This is a genomic window from Methylobacillus glycogenes JCM 2850, assembly GCF_000617925.1.
GTDB classification, from domain to species: Bacteria; Pseudomonadota; Gammaproteobacteria; order Burkholderiales; family Methylophilaceae; genus Methylobacillus; species Methylobacillus glycogenes.
The window spans coordinates 23,217-49,668 of the sequence record NZ_BAMT01000009.1 but is presented as its reverse complement, the minus strand read 5'-3'; the positions used below and the strand labels follow the sequence as shown (position 1 = coordinate 49,668).

The 26,452-nt window shown below is 53.2% G+C and carries 20 protein-coding genes, 3 pseudogenes and 1 riboswitch; of the genes and pseudogenes, 3 read left to right on the top strand and 20 right to left on the bottom strand.

The genetic code is table 11. The features are described 5' to 3' along the window. Window positions 1-10: 10 nt before the first annotated feature. From JCM2850_RS11990 to JCM2850_RS22930, 11 genes and pseudogenes are all read right to left on the bottom strand, one after another. The gene (locus tag JCM2850_RS11990) at window positions 11-673 is read right to left on the bottom strand and encodes a glycoside hydrolase family 25 protein (protein WP_036266110.1); all 663 of its coding nucleotides are present in this window, start codon (window positions 671-673) and stop codon (window positions 11-13) included. After that, window positions 670-1,659, bottom strand: a complete 990-nt coding sequence (locus JCM2850_RS18995) for an LD-carboxypeptidase (RefSeq protein WP_051525408.1) — start codon at window positions 1,657-1,659, stop codon at window positions 670-672. Before JCM2850_RS18995 ends, JCM2850_RS11990 begins: the two co-directional genes overlap by 4 nt. Before the next feature lie 239 nt (window positions 1,660-1,898). After that, entirely contained in the window at window positions 1,899-3,470 is a 1,572-nt protein-coding gene (locus JCM2850_RS11975) for a PepSY-associated TM helix domain-containing protein (RefSeq protein WP_025872093.1), read from the bottom strand. Then, the gene (locus JCM2850_RS11970) at window positions 3,467-3,739 is read right to left on the bottom strand and encodes a DUF3649 domain-containing protein (protein WP_025872091.1); all 273 of its coding nucleotides are present in this window, start codon (window positions 3,737-3,739) and stop codon (window positions 3,467-3,469) included. The genes JCM2850_RS11975 and JCM2850_RS11970 overlap by 4 nt, the downstream gene beginning before the upstream one ends. Then, the gene (locus tag JCM2850_RS20575) at window positions 3,736-4,227 is read right to left on the bottom strand and encodes an alpha/beta hydrolase (protein ID WP_051525401.1); all 492 of its coding nucleotides are present in this window, start codon (window positions 4,225-4,227) and stop codon (window positions 3,736-3,738) included. Before JCM2850_RS20575 ends, JCM2850_RS11970 begins: the two co-directional genes overlap by 4 nt. Window positions 4,228-4,247: 20 nt before the next feature. Then, complete coding sequence (locus JCM2850_RS20570; RefSeq protein WP_051525400.1) at window positions 4,248-4,652, bottom strand: alpha/beta hydrolase; 405 nt, start codon at window positions 4,650-4,652, stop codon at window positions 4,248-4,250. A 108-nt stretch (window positions 4,653-4,760) separates the two neighbouring features. Continuing rightward, a complete protein-coding gene (locus JCM2850_RS11960) occupies window positions 4,761-6,974 on the bottom strand; it encodes a TonB-dependent siderophore receptor (protein ID WP_159105166.1) in 2,214 nt (737 codons plus the stop codon). A gap of 99 nt (window positions 6,975-7,073) precedes the next feature. Beyond that, window positions 7,074-7,490: a class I ribonucleotide reductase maintenance protein YfaE gene (gene yfaE, locus JCM2850_RS11950; RefSeq protein WP_025872088.1), complete on the bottom strand. Its 417-nt coding sequence runs from the start codon at window positions 7,488-7,490 to the stop codon at window positions 7,074-7,076. 48 nt (window positions 7,491-7,538) lie between these two features. Further along, window positions 7,539-8,620 (bottom strand): annotated as a pseudogene (gene nrdB, locus JCM2850_RS18985) (class Ia ribonucleoside-diphosphate reductase subunit beta). Between the two features lie 111 nt (window positions 8,621-8,731). Then, a complete protein-coding gene (nrdA, locus tag JCM2850_RS18980; RefSeq protein WP_234406246.1) occupies window positions 8,732-10,798 on the bottom strand; it encodes a class 1a ribonucleoside-diphosphate reductase subunit alpha in 2,067 nt (688 codons plus the stop codon). Next, window positions 10,798-11,010, bottom strand: coding sequence for an ATP cone domain-containing protein (locus JCM2850_RS22930; protein WP_234406239.1), 213 nt, complete (start codon window positions 11,008-11,010; stop codon window positions 10,798-10,800). Before JCM2850_RS22930 ends, nrdA begins: the two co-directional genes overlap by 1 nt. 158 nt (window positions 11,011-11,168) lie before the next feature. After that, a riboswitch (cobalamin riboswitch) is annotated at window positions 11,169-11,393 on the bottom strand. A 164-nt stretch (window positions 11,394-11,557) separates the two neighbouring features. Between JCM2850_RS22930 and JCM2850_RS11935 the strand changes: the two genes are divergently transcribed. After that, window positions 11,558-11,935 (top strand): thioredoxin family protein, encoded by a 378-nt coding sequence (locus JCM2850_RS11935; protein ID WP_025872086.1) that lies wholly within the window; start codon window positions 11,558-11,560, stop codon window positions 11,933-11,935. 62 nt (window positions 11,936-11,997) lie between these two features. Here the strand turns inward: JCM2850_RS11935 and metE are convergent, their stop codons facing one another. Together metE and JCM2850_RS24310 are read right to left on the bottom strand one after the other, a co-directional pair. Next, window positions 11,998-13,503: a 5-methyltetrahydropteroyltriglutamate--homocysteine S-methyltransferase gene (gene metE, locus JCM2850_RS18975; RefSeq protein WP_439645865.1), complete on the bottom strand. Its 1,506-nt coding sequence runs from the start codon at window positions 13,501-13,503 to the stop codon at window positions 11,998-12,000. Then, a complete protein-coding gene (locus JCM2850_RS24310) occupies window positions 13,412-14,278 on the bottom strand; it encodes a hypothetical protein (RefSeq protein WP_439645864.1) in 867 nt (288 codons plus the stop codon). The genes metE and JCM2850_RS24310 overlap by 92 nt, the downstream gene beginning before the upstream one ends. Before the next feature lie 134 nt (window positions 14,279-14,412). On the opposite strand from JCM2850_RS24310, the pseudogene JCM2850_RS18970 reads away from it, so the two are divergent. Next, a pseudogene (locus JCM2850_RS18970) lies at window positions 14,413-15,320 on the top strand (LysR family transcriptional regulator). A gap of 91 nt (window positions 15,321-15,411) precedes the next feature. Here JCM2850_RS18970 and JCM2850_RS18965 read toward each other — a convergent pair. The 6 genes from JCM2850_RS18965 to hrpA form a co-directional block, all read right to left on the bottom strand. Then, window positions 15,412-16,107 (bottom strand): FkbM family methyltransferase, encoded by a 696-nt coding sequence (locus tag JCM2850_RS18965; RefSeq protein WP_081775054.1) that lies wholly within the window; start codon window positions 16,105-16,107, stop codon window positions 15,412-15,414. A 398-nt stretch (window positions 16,108-16,505) separates the two neighbouring features. Continuing rightward, window positions 16,506-16,766, bottom strand: a complete 261-nt coding sequence (locus tag JCM2850_RS11910) for a hypothetical protein (protein WP_025872084.1) — start codon at window positions 16,764-16,766, stop codon at window positions 16,506-16,508. Between the two features lie 76 nt (window positions 16,767-16,842). After that, window positions 16,843-18,120: an autotransporter strand-loop-strand O-heptosyltransferase gene (locus JCM2850_RS11905; protein ID WP_025872083.1), complete on the bottom strand. Its 1,278-nt coding sequence runs from the start codon at window positions 18,118-18,120 to the stop codon at window positions 16,843-16,845. Between the two features lie 417 nt (window positions 18,121-18,537). After that, window positions 18,538-19,551, bottom strand: coding sequence for a Gfo/Idh/MocA family protein (locus tag JCM2850_RS11900; RefSeq protein ID WP_025872081.1), 1,014 nt, complete (start codon window positions 19,549-19,551; stop codon window positions 18,538-18,540). 68 nt (window positions 19,552-19,619) lie between these two features. Then, window positions 19,620-20,846, bottom strand: a complete 1,227-nt coding sequence (locus tag JCM2850_RS11895) for a lytic murein transglycosylase (protein ID WP_051525398.1) — start codon at window positions 20,844-20,846, stop codon at window positions 19,620-19,622. Between the two features lie 223 nt (window positions 20,847-21,069). Further along, complete coding sequence (hrpA, locus tag JCM2850_RS11890; protein ID WP_025872077.1) at window positions 21,070-25,164, bottom strand: ATP-dependent RNA helicase HrpA; 4,095 nt, start codon at window positions 25,162-25,164, stop codon at window positions 21,070-21,072. A 150-nt stretch (window positions 25,165-25,314) separates the two neighbouring features. Between hrpA and JCM2850_RS22925 the strand changes: the two are divergent. Further along, window positions 25,315-25,947 (top strand): annotated as a pseudogene (locus JCM2850_RS22925) (SRPBCC family protein); the annotation flags it as partial. 20 nt (window positions 25,948-25,967) lie between these two features. Here the strand turns inward: JCM2850_RS22925 and JCM2850_RS21090 are convergent. Continuing rightward, entirely contained in the window at window positions 25,968-26,354 is a 387-nt protein-coding gene (locus JCM2850_RS21090; RefSeq protein WP_081775053.1) for a winged helix-turn-helix transcriptional regulator, read from the bottom strand. Window positions 26,355-26,452 lie beyond the last annotated feature (98 nt).

Sequence of the window (26,452 nt, the reverse complement as noted above, 5' to 3'; positions counted from 1 at the left end):
TGCCTGCCTCTTAGCTCAGTGCATGCTGCTTCCAGAAGTTAGCCACATCCGCCAGACTGCCATTGAAACTATCCCTATCTACAGGGCCTATGCCAGCCATGCTATGCGGCTCAGGCCCCAGAGTACCGTCGGTATACTGCAGCAGAGCCCAATCACTCCAGATATCACTGAGATAGCCAAAGTTGGATGAATAGAATGCCTGCCATAGCGGACATTGCCCTAAGTTACCCAAGTTTTTCTCATCCTTAAGCATGTCCAGCATCCAATAGCCGCCATAGATAACTGGATAAACACCAGTGGCCTGCTTGAACAAATCGATCAACTCGACCAACTGCTGCTGCGACATACTGCCCTGCTGGCTATCTGGGTTTAGCTCCCAATCGAGGCAAGGCAGTACCTGAGCGCTACCAAATGGCTTGATTGCAGCGAGGAAGTGATCCAGCTGCTGTTGCACTGGTGCCGCAGTGGCAAAATGATATGCACCTATATATAGCCCCAGCGCCCTGGCCTGCGCCACGCGCACACCATATTGGGGATCAATATAATCAGTATGTTGGGTGGCCTTATGTATCATGCCAACCAAGCCAGCCGCCTGGGCCTGCTTGAAATCGACATTGAGATTGTGGTGGCTCAAATCCACAAAGGCATTAAGCCCGGGAATAGTAGTACTCAATTGACACTTACCTCCAGCATGGGGGATGTTCCCAAGGTCAACACCGCATTGGTATTGAACGGCAGCGGCTGATTATTGGCACTGTGGCCAAACAGGTTTTCAGCTCGCAGTACGGCAATGCCTACCTGCTCCAGCTTGGTGGCAAAGCGATTCTGTATATACTCAAACTGCATTTCAATTTCAGCTGGGTTGGGGTGGCCGCCTGTTTGCACAAAGTTGCCAAACATCACCGCCTTGGCCTTGAGCACCATGTCCGAATACATAAAGCCATCCAGAATACGCGACAGCTCGCCAGGGTTAAGTGCCACAGATTCAATGAACAAAATGCCATTATCGGTATCAGGCATGAACAAAATCGTACCTTTCATTGCCGAGAGCAACAGGCTGTTACCGCCCACGACCCGCAGGCCATCATGCACCCCAGGGGTATGTGCTACGGTGTTGAGCGGCGTCAGGGGGTAGCGTAAGGTGGTTTGCTCACCGCGCAATACCTTCAGCGTTTCTTCAATATGGTTCTGGTTCCAGGCAGGCTCAATATCGCCATTGGCGCCTAACTCTATGCTGTGCAAGGTGGGCCAGTTCCACACATGATTGAAGAAGATATGCAGCGCCGTAACATCGCTATAGCCAATAATGGGCTTGACGCGCGCAGGTGGCTTGAGTTGCGCCAACAAGGGCAGTAACTCCGAGCCCCAACCGCCGCCAAGAATCGCCCAAATGGCCTTGGAGTCAGAATTCAGGGCCTGCTCTATAAACGCGACACGTTTTTCTGCGGTGTTTGCCGCATTCAGCGGGACTGTGGGCGCAATCAGGCCATCGGGGATATTGACCTTGATATCCTTGTCTGCGAAATAGGCCTTGATGGCGGCTATGTTTTGTTGCGGGTTAGCCGGTGGGGATGAAGGGGCGATTACATCTATGGTGTCCCCCGGCTTGAGGAAATCCCAATGCAATTTTGTAACACTGCTTGGCGGTTGTGCGGACATGTTGTGCTCCTGCTGGTTGGCTATCAAGCTGCTTGTAAGTGGGATGGTATAAAGCGCTGAATAAACAAAAGGTGATAAAACCTCTTATTCGCAAAAAATATACAATAGTAAAATTATTGACGCAAGCGGTTATTTACCAGCCTGGCAGCAGGCAGCAGAAGCTAATGGCGAATAGGACTGATCCAGCGCTGGAACAGTCCCTATGGTTCTTGAATATCTTGAGATTTTGAAAGGCTGGATCAGGCCTTGAGTTGAGCTTGGCGCAGGTTTTGGCGGTTTGTCTGCTTAGCAGTGAGAGGTTTTTGCAATTGCTGCTTTACTTTGACCCAGGCAAGCAGCATCAAGCCACCGAACATCAGTAGGCATAGTTCAAACCCCAGGCTGGTGCCATCACCATGCTGCCAGAAATTCCATATGCCAGGCGCGCCCCTAGCCCATGAAAATACTGGCAGCACTAGACATAAAATGCTGGCTAGGCACAACTGTTCTTTCCAGGCGCACATCGGTTTACGCAACAATGCATGCAGCAGACTGAACAACCAGGTGAACAGAAACGCTTTCATCTCCCACCCTGCCCGGCTTTCCATTACCACAGGCAAAGCACGATTAGCCCAGAAATATACCAGCACCGCATTGATACTCCCCATGACCGCTGTGACGTTGAGGGCTTCTATCAATCGGTACACAGGCTTGCTCCAACTGCCAAACTCGTTTTCTGGACGCTTGCGGCGCTTGATGGTGAACAGAATCAAACCCGTGGCAATCAAACCGCAACTGACCAGACCCGCAAAGAAATACAGCCAGGACATCACCCAGCCGCCAAACAAAGCCATATGGATACCGACAAATCCACGATAAACATAGGTCGAATCCCGCCATGCAGTTTGTGTGCCCAAGTGCTGACCTGTGACCGCACTGAAAGCCACATGATCCGCCACGGCAGAAATACGTCTATCCAGATTCTGGAAAAACTCCACCACTGCCCCTGCATTGCCGCCATTTTGTATCGTCAACCAGCCTATGCTGTGTATGGCGGCCTCAGCCTCTGGCAACAGGCTGGACACTCTGATCATGTCCGCGCTTGTGTCTTGATAAGGCTGTTCAAATGACTGTACGGCATCCGCACGCAGATCACGGGGATTGTCATAAACCGCCTTGATACCCCAGGGCATAAAAGTATTGGGCTGCATGACCAATCCGGTATAGGTAATCATGAGCAAAAAAGGCAGAATCAACACCCCAGCCAGATTATGCGCATCCAGCCATGAACGTTGTGCCGAGGCGCTTCTGCGGAAAGTAAAAAAGTCCTTGAAAATACGTTTGTGAATGACGATACCGCTGATCAATCCGACCAGCATCACCACAGCGGCTAGACCCACTATCAGTGTTCCCGTTAACCCTGCCAGCAGGGTGTAGTGAAAATGCGTGAGCAGTGCGCCCCCTTCTGTTTCCCGCGCATGCACAGATTCGCCAGTCTGGGGATTCAACAATACCTCTTGCCATTCGCCCTTATCGCGCCAGCGTACCTCCAAAGTTGCATGGTTTTCAGAGATGGGCGCAATCATCCAGTTACTGCCTTTTTCCCGCTTGGCGTGCTGCTCTAGGTAAGCCTGGGCCATATCCAATTGCTGTGCCAAGCTGACCTCGGCACTGGCAGTATTCACGCTAGCTTCCGGCTGCATCCAGTGGCTGATGCTATGTTCAAACACCGCCATGGTCCCGGTAAGAAACACGGCAAACAACAGCCAGCCCAGATATAGCCCCAGCCAGGTGTGCAACCAGGCCATGGACAATGAAAACGTCTTTTTCACTTCAACACCCTTGCTAATACCAATAGGCCTAGCAGCATCAGCGCCAAACCCAGCACCCAGGCCCAGGCGCGCCATGCGCTGCGTACGGCAAAGGCCATCATCAGTATCACTACGAATATGGCATAGGGAAAAAACGTCCCCCAATACACTGCGTCCGCTCTATGCCCAGGCCATGCCGTCACCCAGAGCAGATTGGCCAGTACCATTAACGCATAGCCGCCTGCAAAGCCAGCCAGCACTCTGAGAAAAATATCAATGCCCGGCTTCATGGCTTGCTGGCTGACGCTTTTGCATCACGGCTGGAAAAACTACGCTGGCCGACAAAAAACTCCACTGCCCGAGCTGTCCCAGTCAACATGGCGGAGCCATGATTTTCACCCGGCTGTATATAAAAATGCGTATCCAGGGCTGAAGACGGCAAACCTTCCAGATCGGCCACAAGTTCAGTGGCCGCCTCCACCATACGTCTACGCTGCACATGCGCCTGCCTTTGCTCACCATTAGCCACATTTATGGGTGTTTGTTGCTCCAGGCTGCCTACCATCAACAGCAGGCGCTTGCCTGCCTGCTCAGGCAGCACCAGTTTCTGCCGCTCTTGCAGTATGTATTGCTGGTTCCACCAAATAGAGGGGCTAGAGGCGATATAGGTCTGGAAAGCCTCGGGTTTGGTAAACAGCACATGCAGGCTGAACAAGCCACCATAGGAGTGGCCGTACAAAGCTTGCTTGGCAGTGTTGATAGGTAGCTCGGCCTGCAACTGCGGCTTGAGTTCGTTTTCTATGAAGCGAGGAATTTGTCCGCACCGCCCTGGCGCGGAGCGCGGGTGTCGCCAGTATTACTTATATCAGGCGCGGGCGGCGTGTAATCCTCCGCGCGTGCCACTTCATCTAGCAAGCCTTTGGTGGTGTAGCCTATGCCCACCACAATAGCCGGAGTTACGCCTGTAGCATCGCGGCGCTGGGCTTGCCCATGAACCAGCATGGATAAGGGTGCAAACATGGTATTGGCATCCAGCACATAAATTACTGGATAACCTTCTGCAGGTGCAGTGCCTGCAGGTTTGTACAAGAAAATTCGGTAGGTCTTGCCAGTATTGGTCGAGACGATATCGCGCTGCTGGGCGATAGGTAGCGTGGCTTCATGCCAGGCAGTTTCATCCGCTGCATGAACAATGGAGGCCATATGGCCCAGGTTTGCAGCACCGCCACAAGAAATAAAGGAATGAGCTTCATCTGTACTTCCAATAAAAAACGGTTGGCTACTTGTTGGCAGCCAACCGCTTGTTGCAGATTACCAGTTGTACTTCAGCGTGGCGTTGACCACTCGGCCAGAACCATAGTAGCAGGCACCCAGACCAGTACAGGTGGTGACAAACAACCTGTCGGTCAGATTGCTAGCATTGACGGCAAACTCAGCCCCGGCATAACCCAGCGATTTCAGGTTGTAGCGTACCGCCGCGTCATAAGTCGTATAGCCATCGGTATGCAGGAAGGGATTATCCGTAGGACCAACACGACTTGCTGCACCATAGGCATCGCCTACATAACGCGCACCCAAACCCAGGCTCAGGCCATCAAGATAACCAGAGGTAAAGGCATAGTTACCCCAGAGTGAGGACATATGCTTAGAGACCTGCGGCACAGCGCTACCCTGGATTTCAGTCGTACTGCTGCTGTTAGTGATCTCGCTATCCATATAGGTATAGCTAGCCAATAAACTGAGTTGATCCGTGATCTGAGTTTTGGCTTCCAGCTCGACACCGCGTGTTCTGGCATCTACTTGGGTATAGCAAGTGTTGTTAGAAACGGTTTGAGGGCAGTTATTCGTACCCGATGTCACCATACGGTTATCCTGCTTCAACTCATAGACGGCAGCACTGATCATGCTCTTGCTGCCGGGTGGCTGATACTTGATACCCGCTTCATACTGCTTGCCTTGCACTGGCTTCACCGTGGCGTTATTCGCCATGCCTACCCCCATCAAGCCAGGATCAAAGGAAGTGGAATAGCTGATATACGGCGCAAGCCCATTCTCAAACAAGTAGACAGCGCCAGTACGCCAGGTGAAAGCATGATCATTAAAGCCTTCACGGCGGTTATTCAAGCCATTGGCCAGCATATTATCGAAGTAGTCATAGCGACCACCCAGGCTAAAGCGCCATTGACCAAGCGCGGCCTGCTCTTGAACATAAGCACCAGTCTGCTTTTGATCTGCATCCTGACGCCAGGCATCTGTCATGGCGTAAGTGCCAGCACTGGTATACACCGGGTTTAACAGCGAGAGGCTGGTGGCAGTACCATTGCTACGCGTGTTTTGCCAGTTGAAACGCTGGGCATCCAGGCCCAGCAACACCGTGTGCTTGAGGTCGCCTGTGGCAAAATCTGCCTGTAACTGGTTATCCACGCTCACGCCTTCAGCCTCGCCCACGCCCATGGTGGAGCGACGTGGGAATACAGCCTGATTAACGCTGTATTGACCGCCGATAACTGATTTATAAGTATTTTCTATGCTGACATAGCGCAGGTTCTGGTGGAATTTCCAGGTATCGTTGAAGCGATGATCAAACTCCCAGCCAACTGAGGACTGCTCTCTATCATAAGTGTTCCAGTCCTTGTCGCCATAGAAAGTGTCTCTGTCCAGGCGGCCACCTATCGCAGTATTAAATGCGACGGTGCCGTAATAAGGCAGGAACTGGAAGGTGGCACCGCCTTTGTCACGTTGGTATTGCGCCAGCAAGGTCAGACTGGTGTTATCGGAAATCTGCCACAACAGGCTGGGGGCAAAATAGGTGCGCTCCAGGTCGTTATGCTTGATCTGTGAACCACCATCGTTGTAGGAGCCTACCAGACGGAACAGTACGGACTGGTCATCGGCCAGGCTGCCACCAATATCGAAAGCAGCTTTGTATTGATCAAAGCTGCCGCCTTGAATACGGACTTCATTGATCTGATGCGCTGTTGGACGTTTGCTGACCAAGTTGATCATGCCGCCAGGAGTAATCTGACCATAGACAGCCGCCGATGGGCCTTTGAGCACTTCCACGCGTTCCAGGCCGAAATTGTCAAAGGTGGCTCGGTTCCACATCCCACCTGCTGGCAGTTTGAGGCCATCCTGGAACAGGTTGGAAATCCCAGCATCAGCTTCCATACCGCCCTTGATACCGCGTATGGAATAACTATCCGCGCGGCTATCCATGCCGCCGACTTCGGAGCGCACGCCTGCCGTATAGGCAATGGCCTCATTCAGGGTTTGCGGATTGCGATCCTCCAGCTCTTTGCGATCGATGACGGAAATAGACTGCGGAGTCTCAACCAGAGCGGTATCAGTCTTGGTTGCACCCTTGCTGTTTTTGACCGCATAACTGCTGTATTCATCCTGCTGCTTGCTGCTTTTTACAGAAACTTCTGGCAGCACGGCATCATCAGCACTAGCTGGCATGGCGAACATGGCAGCGACCAACATACAGACCAGCTTGGGCCGCATCACCAATGAGGATTGCTTCATTATTTTTTCCCTGATAAAAAAATCAGCGATTATAATGAAAATAGTTCGCAATACCATTTGATAATGCAAATTTGTTACAAAAATTTACAAAATACGTCCCTAGAACAAGGGCAAGGTAGGTGGCTGGGCTGAGGCTTTGGCGCGGGGTTTACGGTTGGGTTTTTTGCTAGCCTGCTGCGCATCGGCATTGGCCAGTTCGGCACTGAACAAATCCTGCTGCACAGGGAAAAGATCACCCTGCTCTTGCCAGACGATGAGCTCTGCGCGCAACTGGCTATCTATGCTGATTTCGCCGCGCGGTATGCAGCAGCAAGGCAGGATTTCATCGCTGGCAACAAAGGCCAGGGGTTGCTCCAGATAATGAACTTCGCCGCTAAGCATACGCACCCGGCACATGCCGCAGTAGCCGCCGCGGCATTGATACTCCACTTCATGTCCGGTGCGCTCCAGCCCATCCAGCAGGGTTTCGTGTGGATTAAGGCTGAAGCTGATGGACTGGCTGCGGACTAGGCTCACTATTCGGTTGGTTTAACGTCTGGTCAGTTGCTTAAGCGTGTGCTTAGCTTAAAGCTCGAAGTCGTTCAGATCATCTGCCGAAACTTCGGCGTCGATCTGGCCAATGAGGTAAGAGCTAAGCTCCACTTCCTGCGGCGCTACCTGTACGGTGTCGGAGGACAGCCAGGTGTTGATCCAGGGAATGGGGTTGCTCTTGGCATTGGGGAATGCAGGTGGCAGGCCGACCGAGGACATACGATTATTGGTGATGTACTCGACGTACTGGCAAAGAATATCCTTGTTCAAGCCTATCATGGAGCCATCCTTGAACAGGTATTCCGCCCATTTCTTCTCCTGCTCGGCCGCGTTTCGGAACATCTCAAAACTTTCCTGCTGCAGCTCAGCGGCAATCTCGGCAAACTCAGGGTCATCCTGGCCTGAACGCATGATGTTGATCATGTGCTGGGTGCCAGTCAGGTGCAGGGCTTCATCGCGCGCAATCAAGCGAATAATCTTGGCATTGCTTCCATCACCTTGCGCTCGGCAAAGGCAAACGAGCAGGCAAAGCTGACATAGAAACGGATGGCTTCCAGGATGTTGACGCTCATCAGGCAGCGATACAGCAGTTTCTTCAGCTCACGCTTGTTGACGGGTTTGATCTCGCCATTGATCTCGTGATCACCCTCGCCCAATTGCGAATAGATCATGGTCTGGTGAATCAAGTCATCGTAATAGGCCGAGATATCACTGGCACGGGCAACGATGTTTTCGTTGCGCACGATATCGTCAAAGATGATGGATGGATCAGAGACGATATTACGGATGATATGGGTGTAAGAGCGCGAGTGTATGGTCTCGGAGAAAGCCCAGGTTTCCACCCAGGTTTCCAGCTCGGGCAGCGACACCAGTGGCAGCAAGGCCACGTTGGGGCTACGGCCCTGTATCGAATCCAGCAAGGTCTGATATTTCAGATTGCTGATAAAGATGTGCTTTTCGTGCTCAGGCAGGTTCTGGTAATCAATTCTATCCTGCGAGACATCGACTTCTTCCGGACGCCAAAAGAAGGACAATTGCTTTTCGATCAGTTTTTCGAATACCGGATACTTCTGCTGGTCGTAACGCGCGACGTTGACCGGCTGGCCGAAAAACATCGGTTCTTCAAGCTGCTTATTATCGGTTTTGGAAAAAATGCTGTAAGCCATACTTCGGTCTCGCTATGGGGGATAGATGGCTGGCTGCCCTGAAGGCAGCCAGCGCTTCAATTAAATCTTGCAGGCACCACTGGCGCAGCCGTCATCTTCGGCCTCGGCACCACCCTCGCTCGCACCATCACGAGTGTTGTGGTAGTACAGAGTCTTGATGCCCAGTTTGTAAACCTGCAGCAAGTCCTTGAGCAGTTGCTTCATGGGCACACGGCCGCCCTCGAAACGCTTGGGGTCATAGTTGGTATTGGCCGAAATAGACTGATCGACAAACTTCTGCATGATGCCCACCAGCTTGAGATAGCCTTCGTTGTTGGGCAATTGCCATAGCAGTTGATATTGGCTACGTAGCGTATCAATTTCCGGTACTACTTGGCGCAAGATACCGTCCTTGGATTGCTTAACGGTCACCAAGCCACGCGGTGGCTCAATGCCATTGGTGGCATTGGCAATCTGGCTGGAGGTTTCCGAAGGCATCAGCGCGGTCAAGGTTGAGTTACGCAGGCCATGGGTCTTGATCTCACCACGTAGGGTTTCCCAATCCAGGTGCAGCGGCTCCTGGCAGATGCTATCAAGGTCTTTTTTGTAGGTGTCTACTGGCAGTATGCCCTGGGCATAAGTAGTTTCGTTGAAGGCGGAGCAAGGGCCGAATTCACGTGACAGCTGCACCGAGGCCTTCAACAGATAGTACTGAATCGCCTCAAAAGTGCGGTGGGTCAAGCCCAGCGCAGCATCGTCGGTATAGCCTGTGTTGTTCTTGGCCAGGTAGTAGGCATAGTTGATCACGCCTACACCCAGGGAGCGGCGCTTGTCTGTCGCATTCAGCGCAGCCTTCACCGGGTAATCCTGATATTCCAGCAACGCATCCAGTGCGCGCACTACCAGATCAGCCAGGCCTTCCAGTTCATGCAAATCTTCCAGCGCACCGAGGTTAAAGGCGGACAAAGTGCATAGCGCAATTTCGCCCTCTTCATCGTTGATATCGTTGAGCGGGTTGGTGGGCAGCGCAATTTCCATGCACAGATTGGACTGACGCACCGGAGCCTGCTTGGGGTCGAACGGGCTGTGAGTATTGCAGTGATCGACGTTCTGGATATAGATACGGCCAGTACCAGCACGCTCCTGCATCACCAGCGAGAACAGATCTACCGCAGGCAGCGTGCGCTTGCGTATGCTGCTATCGGCTTCGTATTGGGTGTAGAGACGCTCAAACTCATCCTGATCGGCAAAGAAGGCATCGTAAAGGCCGGGCACGTCATGGGGCGAGAACAGGGTGATATCGCCGCCCTTGATCAAACGCTGATACAGCAGGCGGTTGATTTGCACACCGTAATCAAGATGGCGTACGCGGTTTTCTTCTACGCCACGGTTGTTCTTCAACACCAGCAGCGATTCCACTTCCAGATGCCACAAGGGATAGAACAAAGTAGCCGCACCGCCACGCACACCGCCCTGCGAGCAGGATTTAACCGCGGACTGGAACAGCTTGTAGAACGGCAGGCAGCCAGTATGCTGGGCTTCGCCACCACGAATTTCGCTGCCTAGGGCACGAATACGGCCAGCGTTGACTCCTATACCAGCACGCTGGGAAACATATTTCACAATGGCACTGGTGGTCGCATTGATGCTGTCCAGGCTGTCATCACACTCAATCAGTACGCAGGAGCTGAACTGGCGTGTGGGGGTACGTACGCCCGACATAATGGGCGTAGGCAGGGAAATCTTGAACGTTGAGACCGCATCATAGAAACGCTTGATGTATTCCAGCCTGGTTTTGCCGCTGTATTTGGCAAACAAGCACATCGCCACCAGCACATAGAGGAATTGTGGGCTTTCGTAAATCTTCTTGGTGACACGGTTCTGCACCAGATACTTACCCTCTAGCTGCTTTACCGCAGCATAGGAGAAGTTCATATCGCGCCAATGGTCGATATGGCTGTTGAGTTCGTCGAACTCTTCGCGGCTGTAATCAGCCAGCAGGTGTTTGTCATACTTGCCCAGCTCGGTGAGCTTGCTGACATGGTCAAACAGATGAGGTGGCTCAAACTGACCGTAGGCTATCTTACGCAGATGGAAGATGGACAAACGCGCAGCTAGGTACTGGTAGTCTGGGGTATCTTCAGAGATCAGGTCGGCCGCAGACTTGATGATGGTCTCATGGATGGCATCGGTACGAATGCATCATAGAACTGGATATGCGACTTCAGTTCTACCTGCGATACAGAGACATTGTTGAGGCCCTGAGCGGCCCAATCAATCACCTTATGGATCTTCTCGAGATCAATAGGCTCCTGTCGCCCATCGCGCTTCGTGGCTTTCATGGATTCGTACTTGCTCATCGTGGCTCCCGGTCAGGAAGCAAGACATCCTATAACATGCGTACCGATACCCCATCGGCAGGTTTGCCTAGCAAACCCATGCGCATGAACCAGCAGACCGACAGCATCTGGACAATACCAGGACTAGCCAATCAGCCGAGGACACCCCGCCTCAAACATTATCAAATAAACCTACGGCAGGTTTCCTGGCTGCCGGATCACTGTTATCCATCGACCTTCCCGAGCTTGAGCCTACTAGCCCAGTGGTATTGTTGATGATGGAAAACTCCCCGGTTACAGTTGCGGGGGCAGCTGCGGTTTTCCAGGTGGTTACACCTGGCTCGCATTCCCTGTTCCCGATAGTGGCGGACGCCATATCGAGCACCGTAGTGGGAAGCACTATACCGCAATAAAATGGGGTAAGGTAGCTTGCAAAACACTACATATAGATATTTAAACTATTTACGTCTGTAGATGCCGGATTTATAAAGAGAAATTTTAGCGAAATTTTTTTACGTTTTTTCTGTCCATTTTCAGTAGTAAAAAATCCCAGAATAAGGTAGCCGACATGACAGATTCCTTGACCCCATCCCAACTACTCCCCGAAGACACCGCTACACCAGCCATTCAGCCGGTAACAGAACCCACACGTGGTGACATTGATGCCATGCCTGGCTTGGTATTGCTTGAGTTTGGTGCTGGCTGGTGCGGCTACTGCAAAGCGGCTCAGCCTTTGATCATGGAGGCCTTGAATAAAGATGCGCAGACACAACACGGCAAGCTCATGCATATCAAGATTGAAGATGGCAAAGGCAAGCGACTGGGGCGTAGTTTCAGCATCAAGCTCTGGCCGACCTTAGTTGCTTTGCTTAACGGCGTGGAAGTGGGACGTGTTGTGAGGCCACAGGATGCCAGGGAAATCCTGGACATCCTGCCACCCGCCTGAAAGTGACCTGGCCTAATCCCTGGCCAGCATTACAACTTCAGACATGTCTAGCTCAGACATGTTTAGTCAGCTGCAAACTCCTCGCGCAAGGCTTTGGTCACCTGCACCATATTAATCAGTGCCAGCCTGGTTTCTTCCCAGGCGCGGGTTTTGAGTCCGCAATCTGGATTAACCCATAGCCGCTCCACCGGAATCACCTGTATGGCTCTGCGCAGCAAGGCTTCAATCTCGGCAGTGCTAGGCACTCGCGGGGAATGAATATCGTAGACCCCTGGCCCTATCTCGTTGGGATAGGCAAACTCACCAAAACCATCCAGCAATTCCATATGCGAGCGTGAAGTCTCTATGGTGATGACATCAGCATCCATGGCGGCAATCGCTGGCAAGATATCGTTGAATTCCGAATAACACATATGGGTATGTATCTGCGTGCTGTCATGGGCCACACTGGCTGAGAGCTTGAATGCACGCACCGCCCACTCCAGATAGTGCTTCCACTCGCCGCCCTGCAATGGCAGGCCTTCACGGAAAGCAGGCTCATCAATCTGAATCACCTCTATGCCTGCACCTTGCAAATCATCCACCTCATCGCGTATCGCCAAAGCGAGTTGCAAGGCGGTCAGTTGGCGCGGCTGGTCATCGCGCACAAACGACCATTGCAACATGGTAACCGGGCCAGTGAGCATGCCCTTGACCGGGCGCGTGGTCAGCGACTGGGCATATTGCGCGGTAGCTACTGTCATGGGTGCAGGCCTATAAACATCGCCGTAAATCACTGGCGGCTTGACGCAACGCGAGCCATAACTCTGTACCCAGCCATGCTGGGTAAAGGCATAGCCCGCTAACTGCTCACCAAAATACTCCACCATATCGTTACGCTCAGCCTCGCCATGCACCAGCACATCAATATCTAAAGCTTCCTGCTCTTGTATGGCATGGGCAATATGCGCTTGCATTGCAGTTTCATACAGCGTTTGTGCCAACTCACCTTTTTTAAAGGCGGCACGGCTGGCGCGTATTTCTGCGGTTTGCGGGAAGGAACCTATCGTGGTGGTAGGCAATAAAGGTAAGCCCAGGCTAGCCGCTTGCACTTTGCGCCGTTCAGCATAAGGCTGCGCACGCTCCTCATTCAGCTGAGACAGCGCTGCCAGCCTGGCCTGCACTGGCGCTGCATGTACCCGTGTGGACTGTCTACGTGATGCAATCGCCGCCCTGGAAAGCGCTAGATTTTTTGCCACGCTTTGCTCACCCTGATTGATGGCGCGTACCAGCACACTGAGCTCCAGTAATTTCTCATCGGCAAACGCCAGCCAGGAGCGCGTCTCTGCATCCAGCTGCTCTTCATGCGCCAAAGTCACCGGCGTATGCAGCAAAGAGCAACTTGGAGCCACCCACAGGCGCTCACCCAGCTTGGCTGCGGCGGCTTGCAGCAAAGCCAGACTTTGATCCAGATCGTTACGCCAGATATTGCGGCCATCAATCACGCCAGCCGACAATACCCAGTGCCCAGGCAAGGCATTCAGCCAGGGTTGCAATTGCTCCGGCGCCCGCACCAGATCTATATGCACGCCATCTATGGCAGATTGGTGATATAGCCTGATAACGGGCAACGTTGGCAAAATAGGTGCTGAGCAGAATCTTGGGACGTGCGCCCCTGAACCAGGCATAAGCACGCTCCAAGGCTTTGAGCCAGGCATCGTCCAAATCCAGCGCCAATATAGGCTCATCTATCTGCAACCATTCGATTTTGCGCTGCTGCAACTCGCGCAACAACAAGGCATATTGCTCGGCAAGCTGATCCAGCAAGTCCAGACGCTCTACCCCCTTGGCCTTGCTTAAATACAACAGGCTGACTGGGCCTAATAACACAGGCTTGACCGGGTGCCCTTGCGCCTGCGCTTCATCCAGCCGCGCCAAGAACTCATGCGCCTGTATGGTAAAGCGCGTTTCTACCGTCAGCTCTGGCACCAGATAGTGATAATTGGTATCAAACCACTTGGTCATTTCCATCGCTGGTTGAGCCGCATTACCCCGCGCCAAAGCAAAATAGTCCTGCTCACTCAGGGGCTGAGCATTATCACCGCTAAACCCAAAGCGTGTTGGCGCCGCCCCAAACAGCAAGGCGGTGTCCAGCACATGATCATAAAAGGTGAAATCTCCCGCTGTAATGAAATCCAGGCCAGCCGCCTTCTGCTTTTGCCAATGCTGTTCACGTAAGCCTTTGCCTACCTCTTGCAGCCCAGCTGCGGTCAAGCCGCCTTTCCAGTAAGCCTCTTGTGCAAACTTGAGAGTGCGTTTCTCACCTATACGTGGGTAACCCAAAATATGTGCTTTTGCCATCATGCTTCCTTGTTTTTGTTGATGGCATGCATTGTCGGTCAGGCAAATTTTTTAAAAAAGCGAAAGTTTTTTTGATAAACTTGAATTAAATTCATATCACAGCCTTATCAAGATAAACCGGGACAGGAAAGCTCATCATGCTGGAAATCCGTCATCTCAAATCCATGCTCGCTATTGCCGACACTGGCAAGCTGGCCCATGCCGCTGAACGCGTGTTTCTCACGCAATCCGCCCTCTCACATCAGATACGCGTGTTGGAAACCCATTACGACATCACGCTGTTCCAGCGCACCGCCCATGGCATACGCTTCACTCCGGCAGGCGAACGCTTGCTGGCATTGGCACGCGAAGTGCTGGAAAGCCTGGGTAAGGCCGAGCGTGACTTGATACGCCTCAAGAGTGACCAATCTGGCGAGTTGCGGCTGGTGCTGGAATGTCACACCTGTTTTGACTGGCTGACGCCAGTGATGGATGCCTTCAGGCGCGCCTGGCCTGAAGTCGAGTTGGATCTGGTGGCAGGCTTTCACAGCGACCCCTGGCATTTGCTGCATGAAGCAAGGCCGATCTGGTGATAGGCAGCCTGCCTGATAAGCAGCGTGAACTGGCCAGCATGCCGCTGTTCAAGTTTGAGATTCTGGCCGTATTGCCGCCCGAGCATGAATTGCGCAACAAGCCGCGCTTACAGGCGGCAGACTTCGAGACAGAAACCCTGATTACTTATCCAGTACCCGAGGAACGTATAGACCTGATACGTCAGGTGCTGAAACCAGCAGGTATCAACATCAACCGCCGCACAACTGAGCTGACCATTGCCATCATGCAATTGGTCGCAAGCCGCCGCGGCGTTGCCGCCCTGCCTAGCTGGGGCATACAAAGCTATGTGGAGCACGAATACGTGATTGCCAAGCCGATAGGCACAGGCTTGTGGTCAGAACTGCATGCTATAGGCATGGTTGATACCATGGCCAAGCCCTACACCCTGGAGTTGGCGCGTATCATCCGCGATACTTGCGCCGAGCGCTTGCCTGGCATCAAACTTTTGTAAACTGCTTAAACCGTCTTGAGCGGGTGATAGGCGGGATCTGTGGCTTCAACAAATCCACTCATGCTTATATTACTTTCCTCAGGCAGAGCAATCATGTTGAACGATGAGATAAACGGATAGAGGTTTTCCGGATAATCGTTGAAATTATTCGGATTGAACAAGGGTGGCGTATGCACCATAAACGATAGCCCTGCGCTTGCACCCAGCAGATCAAGCTTTCAGACAAGTGCACACGGTCATTCTCGAAATAAATAACAGGCCTGCAGCGCTGTATCAATTGCTGGCTGCCCTTGAGTACCTCCAGCTCAAAGCCCTCAACATCCAGCTTGATCAGCGCGACCTGCACCTGCGCTAGGTGCGCATCCAAGGTGACGCAAGCGACCCGCTGATCGCGGGCATCCCCCTCCATGCGTAGTGACACTGAGCCAAAATTATTTTCCTGCATGTAGTCAGGTGCTCTGAAATACAACTCGGCATTGCTGGCACCGCAGGCCAATGGATAGGCGCGCACATTGGCGAGCGCATTCAAGGCCAGATTGGCATTCAGATTCTGGAAAATAAAGGGCTGCGGCTCATAGGCATACACGGTCTGGCCAAACTCTGCAGCACGTCTGGCCAGGCCCAGGGTGATAGCGCCGATATTAGCCCCCACCTCCACCACTGCCCCGCTGCCATTGATCAATTGCGACAATACAACAAACTCCAACTCGCTATATTCACCATATTTGATCAGGCCATTGCTATGTAGAAATCCATGGTATTCGCCAGCATGAGCCCATGGCGACATTTCACAAGTTTGTAAGGGAACGCAACTTTGCTCGCCAGCCCCTGCTCACTCTCAGACATGCCCTGTTCATCAAGCTCGATTTCCATTGCGCTCATATGCCCATCCTGTATTTAATCTGGTTTAAGGCCTGCCAGCCCGGGTCAAGCTCAGTCCAGTGCTCATGCCTCATGTATTAGTCATCCCCACAGAGATCACCCCCAGAATCAACATCAGCAGCAACACGAGCTTGAAGCGTTTTTCGCGGCGCTTAGTGCCAAAAGGATCCTGCGACTGGCAGCCACTGCACACCTCTGTAGTGGGGCTCAAAACCTTGTTGCAATCTACACATCCAAGCAGAGGCATAGCGTGAGTTTCCTAAAGCAAATTGATAGATAGAAGAGATCGCCACGACACTGGCGCTAATCAAGAAAACCCAGTCGGTAGATACACCACAAGCCCATCAGCAGCATCACACTGGCCAGTAACAGGCGCAATTTCCATCTATCCTTGCGGCGCTTGATACCAAAGGGATCGGTAGACTGGCAGCCACTGCAATAGCTCGCATCGGCATCTATGACCTTATGGCAATGCATACAACCCATTCTCATCTTTTGCTCACTGGCTAGAGGCTTGCTATCCATGCCCATATCAGTGTTGGCTGCGCTTGATTTGTTGTCCATTTAAGCTGGCTCTCCTGCACTGCTAGATAAGCTTGCTTGTGCATAGCAGCAAGCCAGGCACCAGGCATGCCTGTGTTTAATTGACATCAGCAACCTGCTTTTTCGACTTCGACACAGGGCCGTGCACCAGCTTGGCAACCACTTCGCTCGCGCCAGCGGCCGTGGTGTCGCCTTGACCGAGAAAACCCGGAATGGTGCTGATCAAGCCCTTGACGTGATCCAGGGTAATCAAGCGCGTGCACTCAAACTCGCGAGGTGTGTCCTTGTGGCGTGGGCACCAGAAAAAGTCATTATGGCTCCACATATGGCGCGGATCATTCCAGCAGCTATTGCAGGTGTGGTGGTTGAATACGCGATAAGGCGTATAAAATTCGTTTTCAGGATGGGTAAAGCCACTGATCATGACGGTAGGTGTGCCAGCAGCCCAGGCCAGCCAGGCGAGACCACTGGAAAGGCCAACAAAGAAATCCGCATGCTTGAGCAAAGCCACACGCTCAGGCAAAGGCAGTTGTCCGGTAAAATCTTCGGCCCCATGAGGGATAGACATCCAAGCCCTGCCCTGCCCCCAGGTGGCATCGCGGTCTATGCATAACACACGGTAACCTGAGTCCTTAAGCCATTTGACCAGTTGCACCCAGCCGCCTGGGTTGTTCCAGTATTTGCAGAATGAGGAGCTTTGCACAGCAATGCAGACATAAGGTTCTTTGATGCTGCGTTCATTGCTGGAGGCATGCACTCGTGGCGCGATTTCGCTAGGGTCCACACCCAGAATATGACCAGCGGTCTTGTGCAGCCCCACATAGCGAAAATCTACTGGTTGATGTGTACAGCTCCAGTCATCAAAGAACAAACCTAAGCGATAAGAGGCATAGAACTCGCCCTGAACTGACTCAGCAGCCTCTGGAGTGAGGAAGCGGATATGCGGGTATTCCGGCGCAAACATATCAATGGCGTATTGCCCCATCAAACAGGTCAGTTCGCAACCATGGGTTTCTTGAAAGCGCGCGGCATAAGGAAACCATGCCAGCACGTCACCCAGCGTACCCACTGGCAATTGCACCTGCACTTTGCGCCCACTGAGATCCATCTTGTGGTCTAGCAATAACTCTTCACCCAGCCAAATTTCAAGGTGCAGCGGAATATAGTATTTCTTGGTGGTGTGGATATGGCCGCCATCACTCAAGGTCTCAAATATGACGTTGCGCGTTACCAGGTCGCTGATGCGTACCCGCCACTGTGGCATTTTGCCAGTACGGGCAGGCAGGAATACGCGACAGCCGTAGTTGAAGTCATAGCGGATATTCTTGGCCCCTGTGAGTACGGGCATTTCCGCAGCCTCGACAAAAATGCGCACTGGCGGGCTTGCATCACTGCTGGTTTCTGCTGGGGCTGAGGTGGCTGATCGTGCTGGTCGGAGGATGCTTGATTGGCGACTTGTGAGTCTACTTTGGAAGCATTTATTTCAGGCGTATTGGCATTCTGGTCTGGCATCATTTCCCGGCTTTCAATTAATGTCAAAAAAGACAATATTGCGTAATTAATACGCCGGGAGTATACACGCTTAAATTTTAATTGTTAAATAAATTGCTTATTAAAGCGGGTAATTAATGTCAAAAAATCCAGTATAGATGCATATAGAAGACTTAGAAATGCGTAAACTACTGCCTCATAAAAGCAAGAAATCAATAGTTACTATTGATTTCATTGAGTTTTACAGCCCACCCTCCTGCCAAACAGCAGAAGGGCTTAACTGCAGATAATTTTTGATGACTTAAGCTATATCTATACGATGACCTTGAGCGGCAGATTGCATGGCAGCCACGATAGCTTGAGCATTGGCACGTGCATCCGCCAAGGTTAGGAATGGCGCCTTGTCATGCAGCACGCAATCACTGAAATGCTCAATTTCCAGAATGAAATGACTGCTCACGGGCAAGCGCTCTTCCCAATGGCGTCCATCTTCAGTCCACCAGCTGATTACAGGCACATCACCCGCCTGCTGCCAGACGGTATGGCACTTCAGTCCGCCCTTGCTGCCAGTGACTTCATATTCTGAGCGACGTGAACATTGGAAGCTGATATCAAAATGCCCATGCTGGCCATTACCGAAATCGAACACACCGCTGGTGGCAATATCGGCACCACTCTCGGTGTAGGTCGCCTGAGCAATCACGCTCTTGGGTTCGCTGCCGAAACAGCTGCGCAAGGAATGAATGGCGTAAGGGCCAATATCCCACATGGCGCCACCCCCATGGTCCACATCCTTTTCCAGCCTATAAAGCCGGGCAGGCTTCATGATGAAGGAGTAGCTGGCACGCGCAAACTTGATATCGCCTATTGCGCCAGAGCGTAACAACTCTTGTACGCGTGCGTATTGCGGATGGAAAGCATACATAAAGCCTTCCATGACCTTGACGCCCTGCTGACTGGCCGCCTTGGTGATGGCATCCACATCCGCCACAGTCAGCGCCAGTGGTTTCTCAATCAGCACATGCTTGCCATGCGCAATGGCCTTCAAAGCCCATTCAGCATGCTCATGATTCGACATAGGCAGGTAAACCGCCTCTACGCGCTCATCGTCAAGCAGCGCTTGCATGTCGTCATAGCAATTCACGCCTGCCAAGCCTGGCGCATGTTTTTCCAGCGTGGCCGCAGCCGCACCCGGCCTGCGGCTGGCAATGGCTACCAGCTCGCTATTGGCCGCTTCTACTATCGCTGGCAACAGGCGCTCGTTGACGCGAGCAGCACCGAGTATGCCCCATCGCAGTTTTCTTGCTTGATTCATATGCTGTCTCCTTGCGTTAAATTCTGATCAAAAAATGGCGAGTATTTAAGTCTTACTTTTGAGCTTTCCTAGGGCATGGTACCTGGAAAACCCGGGATCAATTCAGTCTGTTCCTGCGCCAGTGCAGCCGCGCGCGCCACCTCTTGTATCAGGCTGGGGCTGGCATAGGCATCGGCATGCAGCCCATGCGCAAGCTGATAAGCCCGTATCGCGGCCTGGGTTTTGGGGCCAGGCAGGCCGTCATGACCTTCGGTATCAAAGCCCAGGCTAGTGAGTTGCTGCTGCAAGCGTTTGATGGCCTCAATACTGACCGCCTCTTGCTCGGCCAGTTGCCCACCTTGCAAGGCTGGCCCACCTGCTAGACGGCTGGCCAAATGCGCCACACTCAAGGCATAAAGCGTAGAGCGATTCCATTTCATGATGATATTGAAGTTATCAAACACCATAAAAGCTGGCCCCTGCCAGCCCTGTGGCAGCACTACAGCGGCCTGGTCGTTGCCCGCAAGAAAACTGGCTGGCAGTGCATCTGGCATGGCCAGGCTCACCCCGGCCTGCATCCAGGCGCTGACACTACGCCTATTGCCCAGGCCAGTGTCTTGCCAGGCAAAATTCTCGGGCAGCACCACCTCCACCATCATAGGCTTGCTGCCCTGCCACCCCATGGCTTGCAGATAATGCCCGGCAGAATGCATGGCATCCGCAGTGGAGTTCCAGACATCTATCTTGCCGTCGCCATCTCCGTCAACCGCATAGGCCAGAAAGGTGGAAGGCATGAATTGCATATGACCCAAAGCCCCAGCCCAGGAACCCAGCATATCGCTGGCGGCAATATGCCCCTGATCTATGATGCGCAAGGCATCAACCAACTGGCTTTGGAAGAAAGCCTGGCGGCGTCCTTCATACGCCAGTGTAGCCAGGGCATGCGGCACCAGGAAGTTGCCGCGGGTCTGGCCGTAATTGGTTTCCAGGCTCCAGAAGGCCAGCAATACCTGGGCAGGTATGCCATAGCGCGCTTGCACCGCCTGTAACAATGCGCCCTGCTCGCTCTGCAATTGCTGACCACGGCTGATTTGCTTGGGCGTTACCCTACGCTGAAGATAAGTTGTGAAGGTTTGGATAAACTCCGGCTGAGATTGATCCAGCTCCACCACCCGTTCTATGGGCTTGGCATCGACAAAAGCCTGCTCCAGCGTCTGCTCGCTAATGCCCAGCTCACGCGCATAAGGCTTGAAGGCCTGCAACCAGGCGTCGAAATCTTCTGCCGACAACAGGCCAGGCTGTAACAGCAACACCATGATCAGGACAGCAGCCCTGAACCTACTGCTATTCAATGCGTTTCTCCTCGTTGCCAAGCTGATAGTTAAGCTGGTACGCAATTTTATAAGCAAAGCTGACCAGACAAAGTCAGGCCAAGCATGCATTTGGTTTAATCTAGCTATCAATCACAACACTGCGTTGATCGATGCCATATTGATCAACGCCATATTGATCAATGTATATGGTTCAAACATATATGGCTCAAGCGCGACTCAAATCTTCCCACACCTTGTCCAAACGTTTGGCCGATACCGGGAATGGGGTCTTGAGCTCTTGCGCAAACAACGACACCCTCAACTCCTCCAATAACCAGCGGTAATCCAGCAAGGCGCTAGGCACCTCATGATTGGCTTTGCGCAAGGTTAGCACTTTGCTTTCCCAACGCTCCCATAGCTGCTGCACCACCTGGCCACTGCGGGTATCGCGCTCAACACTGGCGGGATATTTATCCAGACGCAACCGCATGGCCTTGAGATAGCGCGGTAGATGTTGCAGGCTATCCCAGGGTGTAGCGCTAAAGAAGCGTTTGGGCAGCAGGCGCGCCAGCTGGGTTTCCACTTCCTTCTTAATTCTGGACAGGCTGCTAGGCACACCGTTCAACTTTTGCGTCAGCAAGGTATATTCCTCTGCAATCGCCGTCGCCAGGCGGCCAGCACTATCCACGACCGCGGGCAAGCGCGTGCGGGCTCGGGTTTTCAAGGCCATGAAATCCTGGTTGTTGCGTGGCAGGCCGTCATCGGCAATAAAGGCCCGGTCGGTAATCGCCACCAGCATATCTTCGCGTAATTCCTCTGGCGTCATGATATGGCGCAACTGCAAGGCATACTGATTAAAACCCGGCAGGCCTTTTTCCAGTTGCTTCATCTGCTCTTTAAGCTCAAAGCGTAGCAGGCGGCGCACCCCTGCGCGTTGTGAGGCTTCTGCCGCTTGCGCCGTGTCAAACAGCTTGATCGCCACACTGTCACCATGATCTTCCAGCGCGGGATACCCCGTCAGTTGACGGCCCTCACGGCTAAAACTCAGCGTAGCTGGCAGGTCACCAAAATCCCATTGCTTAAGCCCGGTTTTTTCTATGCCGGGAGAAGTGTTGCGGAAGGTCAGCTGTGCCGCCTGCCCCAGTTGTGCCTTGAGCGCATGCCAGTCGCGGCCACTGCCCAGCTCGCGGTTTTTTTCATCCACCACGCGGAAATTCATCAGCAAGTGCGCATCCAGGCCTTGGGTATCCCATTCACTGGTCGCTAGCTTAAGCCCGGTACGTTGCTGGATATAAGCCGCCAGCGTGGGCAACAAAGGCTCGCGCTGCTTGCCTGTGGCTTCGAGGAAGCCAGTGACAAAATCCGGCACAGGGACACACACGCGGCGCAAGGTCTTGGGCAAGGCCTTGATCAGGGCGGTGACCTTCTCCCGTATCATGCCAGGCACCAGCCATTCCGCCTGCTGCGGGTTAAGCTGGTTGAGCAGCGCCAGCGGCACGGTGGCTGTGACGCCATCCAGCGCGTGGCCAGGCTCAAATCTATACTTCAAGGGCAGTTGCACCCCATCCAGCGCCAGTTGCTCGGGGAATTGCACCTCGGTAATGCCTGCTGCGCCGTGGCGCATGAGGTCATCACGCGTGAGATACAGCAGGCGTGGTTTGGTTTTTTCCTCATCCTCGCGCCATTTCTCAAAGCTGGCCCCATTGAAAATGCCCTGAGGAATCAATGCGTCATAGAAGGCAAACAAGGTGTGCTCATCCACCAGCACATCCTGACGTCTGGCCTTGTGCTCCAATTCCTCAATCTCGGCAATCAAACGCTGGTTGGCACTGAAAAAGGCCGCACGGGTATCAAACTCCATATTCGCCAGCGCTTCGCGAATAAAAATCTCCCGGCTTTGCTGCGGGTCTATGGGGCCGTAATGCACGCGGCGGCGCGGCACCACGGTGAGGCCGTAGAGGCTGACTCTTTCCCAGGCCGCCACTTGTGCGGTCTTGCGCTCCCAGCGCGGGTCACTGTAATGGCTTTGCGTCAATTCACGCGCCAGTGGTTCTATCCAGTCCGGGTCTATACGCGCCACACAGCGGGCATAAAGCTTGGTGGTTTCCATCAACTCTGCCGCCATCACCCACTTGGGTCTGGCCTTTTTCAAGGCCGAACCTGGGGCCACATGGAAGCGTATGCCGCGCGCGCCCAGGTAGTTGTCGGCATCGCCATCCTTGAAGCCTATATTGCCCAACAGCCCTGCCAGCAAGGCACGGTGTACCTGTTCAAAGCTGGCAGGCGCTTCGTTGAGCTTGAGTTCCAGCTCCTCGGCAATCTCGCGTAGCTGTTGGAACAGTTCACGCCATTCCTTGAGCCGCAGGAAGGAAAGGAAATTGCTGTGGCATTTATTCAGCAAGTCCTTGTTGGATTTTTTGGTTTTGAGCGCTTCCTCGTAAAACTCCCATAGCTTGATAAAGCCCATAAAATCAGAGTGTTCCACATGGAATTTGGCATGCGCCTGATCAGCCGCCTCGCGCTTGTCCATAGGGCGCTCACGGGGGTCTTGTATTGCCAGCGCACTGGCAATAATCAAAATCTCGCGCACACAGCCCTGCTTCTTTGCCTCCAGGATCATGCGGCCCACGCGTGGGTCCAGCGGCAAACGTGCCAACTGGCGGCCAACCTCAGTGATCTGCTGCTCGGCATCCACCGCGCCCAGTTCCTGCAATAGCTGGTAACCATCGGCGATATAGCGCGAGCTTGGCGGTTCTATGAACGGGAAAGCCTGCACATCACCAAGCTTGAGCGCCGCCATGCGCAAAATTACCGCTGCCAGCGATGAGCGCAGGATTTCAGGGTCAGTAAACTCCGGGCGGTTATTGAAATCCGCCTCGTCATAAAGGCGTATGCAGATACCGTTGGAAACCCGGCCACAGCGGCCCGCGCGCTGCCGCGCCGCTGCCTGCGAAATCTTTTCTACCTGTAACTGCTCTACCTTGGCGCGCGCACTATAGCGATTCACCCGTGCCAGGCCAGTATCAATCACATACTTGATACCGGGCACGGTCAGCGAGGTCTCAGCCACATTAGTGGAAAGCACCACACGGCGGCCGCTACTATTGCGGAACACCTTTTGCTGATCTTCTATGGACAGTCGCGCAAACAGCGGCAGGATTTCCACATGGCGCAGGTGCTTGCCTAAATAATCTGCAGTGTCTCGAATCTCGCGCTCGCCGGGCAGAAACACCAGAATATCGCCGCCGCCCAGTCTGGATAACTGTTCAACCGAATCAAGTATGGCCTCTTCCATGGCTTCTTCGGCGTCATCCTCCTCCAGCCAGCTAGCGGCTGCCCGTGGCTTGCGCTGCACACCCATCAAATCCTGGCCCAGCAGCTCCACGTCATCATCTTCCAGCCATTTACGCAGCGAAGGATCAAGATTACCTGCCTTGCGCTTGAACTCGGGGCTGGCGTTGCTACTGGTTTTAACATCGGGTTCAACAGACGCAGCATCTGCCTCAAGTGCCAGCGTAGGCATCTCCACAGCTTTATTGGCCTGTGGCTCGGACTTGGCAGATAACTGCAGGCTGCGGCGATTGCCCAAGGCACGGTAACGCACTTCTACCGGGTAGGTGCGGCCAGAAACTTCAATCACGGGTGCGCCATTGAAATGGCTGGAGAAGCGTGCTGCATCTATGGTAGCGGAAGTAACAATGACCTTGAGGTCTGGCCTGCGTGGCAATAACTGCTTGAGATAACCCAGCAGAAAATCAATATTCAGGCTGCGCTCATGCGCCTCATCGATAATGATGGTGTCGTAGGCATTAAGGTAACGGTCGCCTTGAGTCTCAGCCAGCAGAATACCGTCCGTCATCAGCTTGATATAACTATCCTGCGACAACTTATCGTTAAACCTGACCTTATAACCCACCACCTCACCCAGCGGTGAAGAGAGTTCCTGTGCAATGCGCGAGGCAACAGAGCGCGCAGCAATACGCCTGGGTTGGGTATGGCCGATTAAACCTCCCACACCACGGCCCAACTCCAGACAGATTTTGGGCAACTGCGTTGTTTTGCCAGAGCCAGTCTCGCCACTGACAATCACCACCTGATGCTTGCTGATGGCTTCGGCAATTTCATCCTTGCGTGCGCTAACCGGAAGTTGCTCAGGATAGTCTGGCTTGGGCAGTTTTTCCTGCCGCTGCGCGCGGCGTAGCGCCGAGGCATGCAGCTTGGTGACCAGCTCGGTCATGGATTTGGTGACTGGCTTGCCTTGTTGCGCCATGGCGTCCAACTGCTGGATGCGGCGCTTGAAGGCAAACTGGTCTTGCAACATGCAGGAAGGAATTTCAGCCAGCATGCGTTGCAATAACTGGCGTTCGGAGATAGGGCTGGATGTACTCATAGATGGGGTGGGATTCTAACATGGCTACCTGACATTCCCGTGCTGGCAACCGCGCTGGCGCTTAGTCATGGGTATGGTTTTATGCACTTACTGCAGAAATTGTGCGTACTTGCGGCTCAAGCTCAGCTTTATAAAATGGGATTGCTGGGCTTGAGTCCAACATCTCTTTTTATCTGGAGGAATTGCATCATGAAAACAGGCTTACCCATACTACTGGCCATGCTCACCACGTTTGCCCTGCCACTCAACACCGTTGCGCAAGGAAAAACCAGCTTGCAAGTGAGTAAATCCATCACCATCAACGCCGATGCGCAAAAGGTCTGGGCGCTGGCGGGTGATTTTGGCGGCATGCAAAACTGGCATCCGGCGATTGCCAGCACCCAACTTGAAAGCCGCTCTGCCGCCAATGGCAAAACAGAAACGGTGCGTGTGTTGACGCTCAAGGATGGCGGGACTATCACTGAAAACCTGATCAGCCTTGATCAAAGCAAGATGCGTATCCAATACGCCATCATCACCAGCGTGCTGCCAATTTCAGACTACTCCGCCACCATCACGGTCAAAAAGCTGGCACAGGGAAAAACCGAGGTACATTGGCAGGGTCATTTCAACCGCGCTTATCAAGGCAAGGGCCAGATTCCGCCTGATCAGGATGATGACACTGCACGCAAGGTGATCACCCAGGTCTATGAGTCTGGGCTAGCCAGCTTGAAGCAGAAGCTGGAAACGCGTGATCAAGCACCAATAGACGCCTGCTCCGCAGTACCTGACGCTGAATCCTGGCTGCAAGTACTGCGATCCAGATGTTGCTCCCCCCAGGTTTTCAGTGCATTGAGTATGGGAGCAAGGCTGCGGCCATGCTCCGTCAGGCTGTACTCCACGCGCGGTGGCACCTCGGCATAGACCTGCCTGTGCACTAGCCCAGCAGACTCCAATTCGCGCAACTGGTTGGTCAGCATGCGCTGGGTGATATTGGGCAACATGCGTTTAAGCGCATTGAAACGCTGAGTACCTTCTAGCAGATGGTAAAGCAGCAGCCCTTTCCATTTACCGCCTATCAATTCCAGAGTAGCCTCAACCGGGCACCCTGCTACACAGTCATAGGATTCATGTTTAGCCATGGTGAGCGTCTTTCCTGCTTAATTAGCGTTTCCATTAGTATCATTTTGGATACTATATGCAAAAATTGTGCGTACTTGTGAATACAGAAGCATTGGTC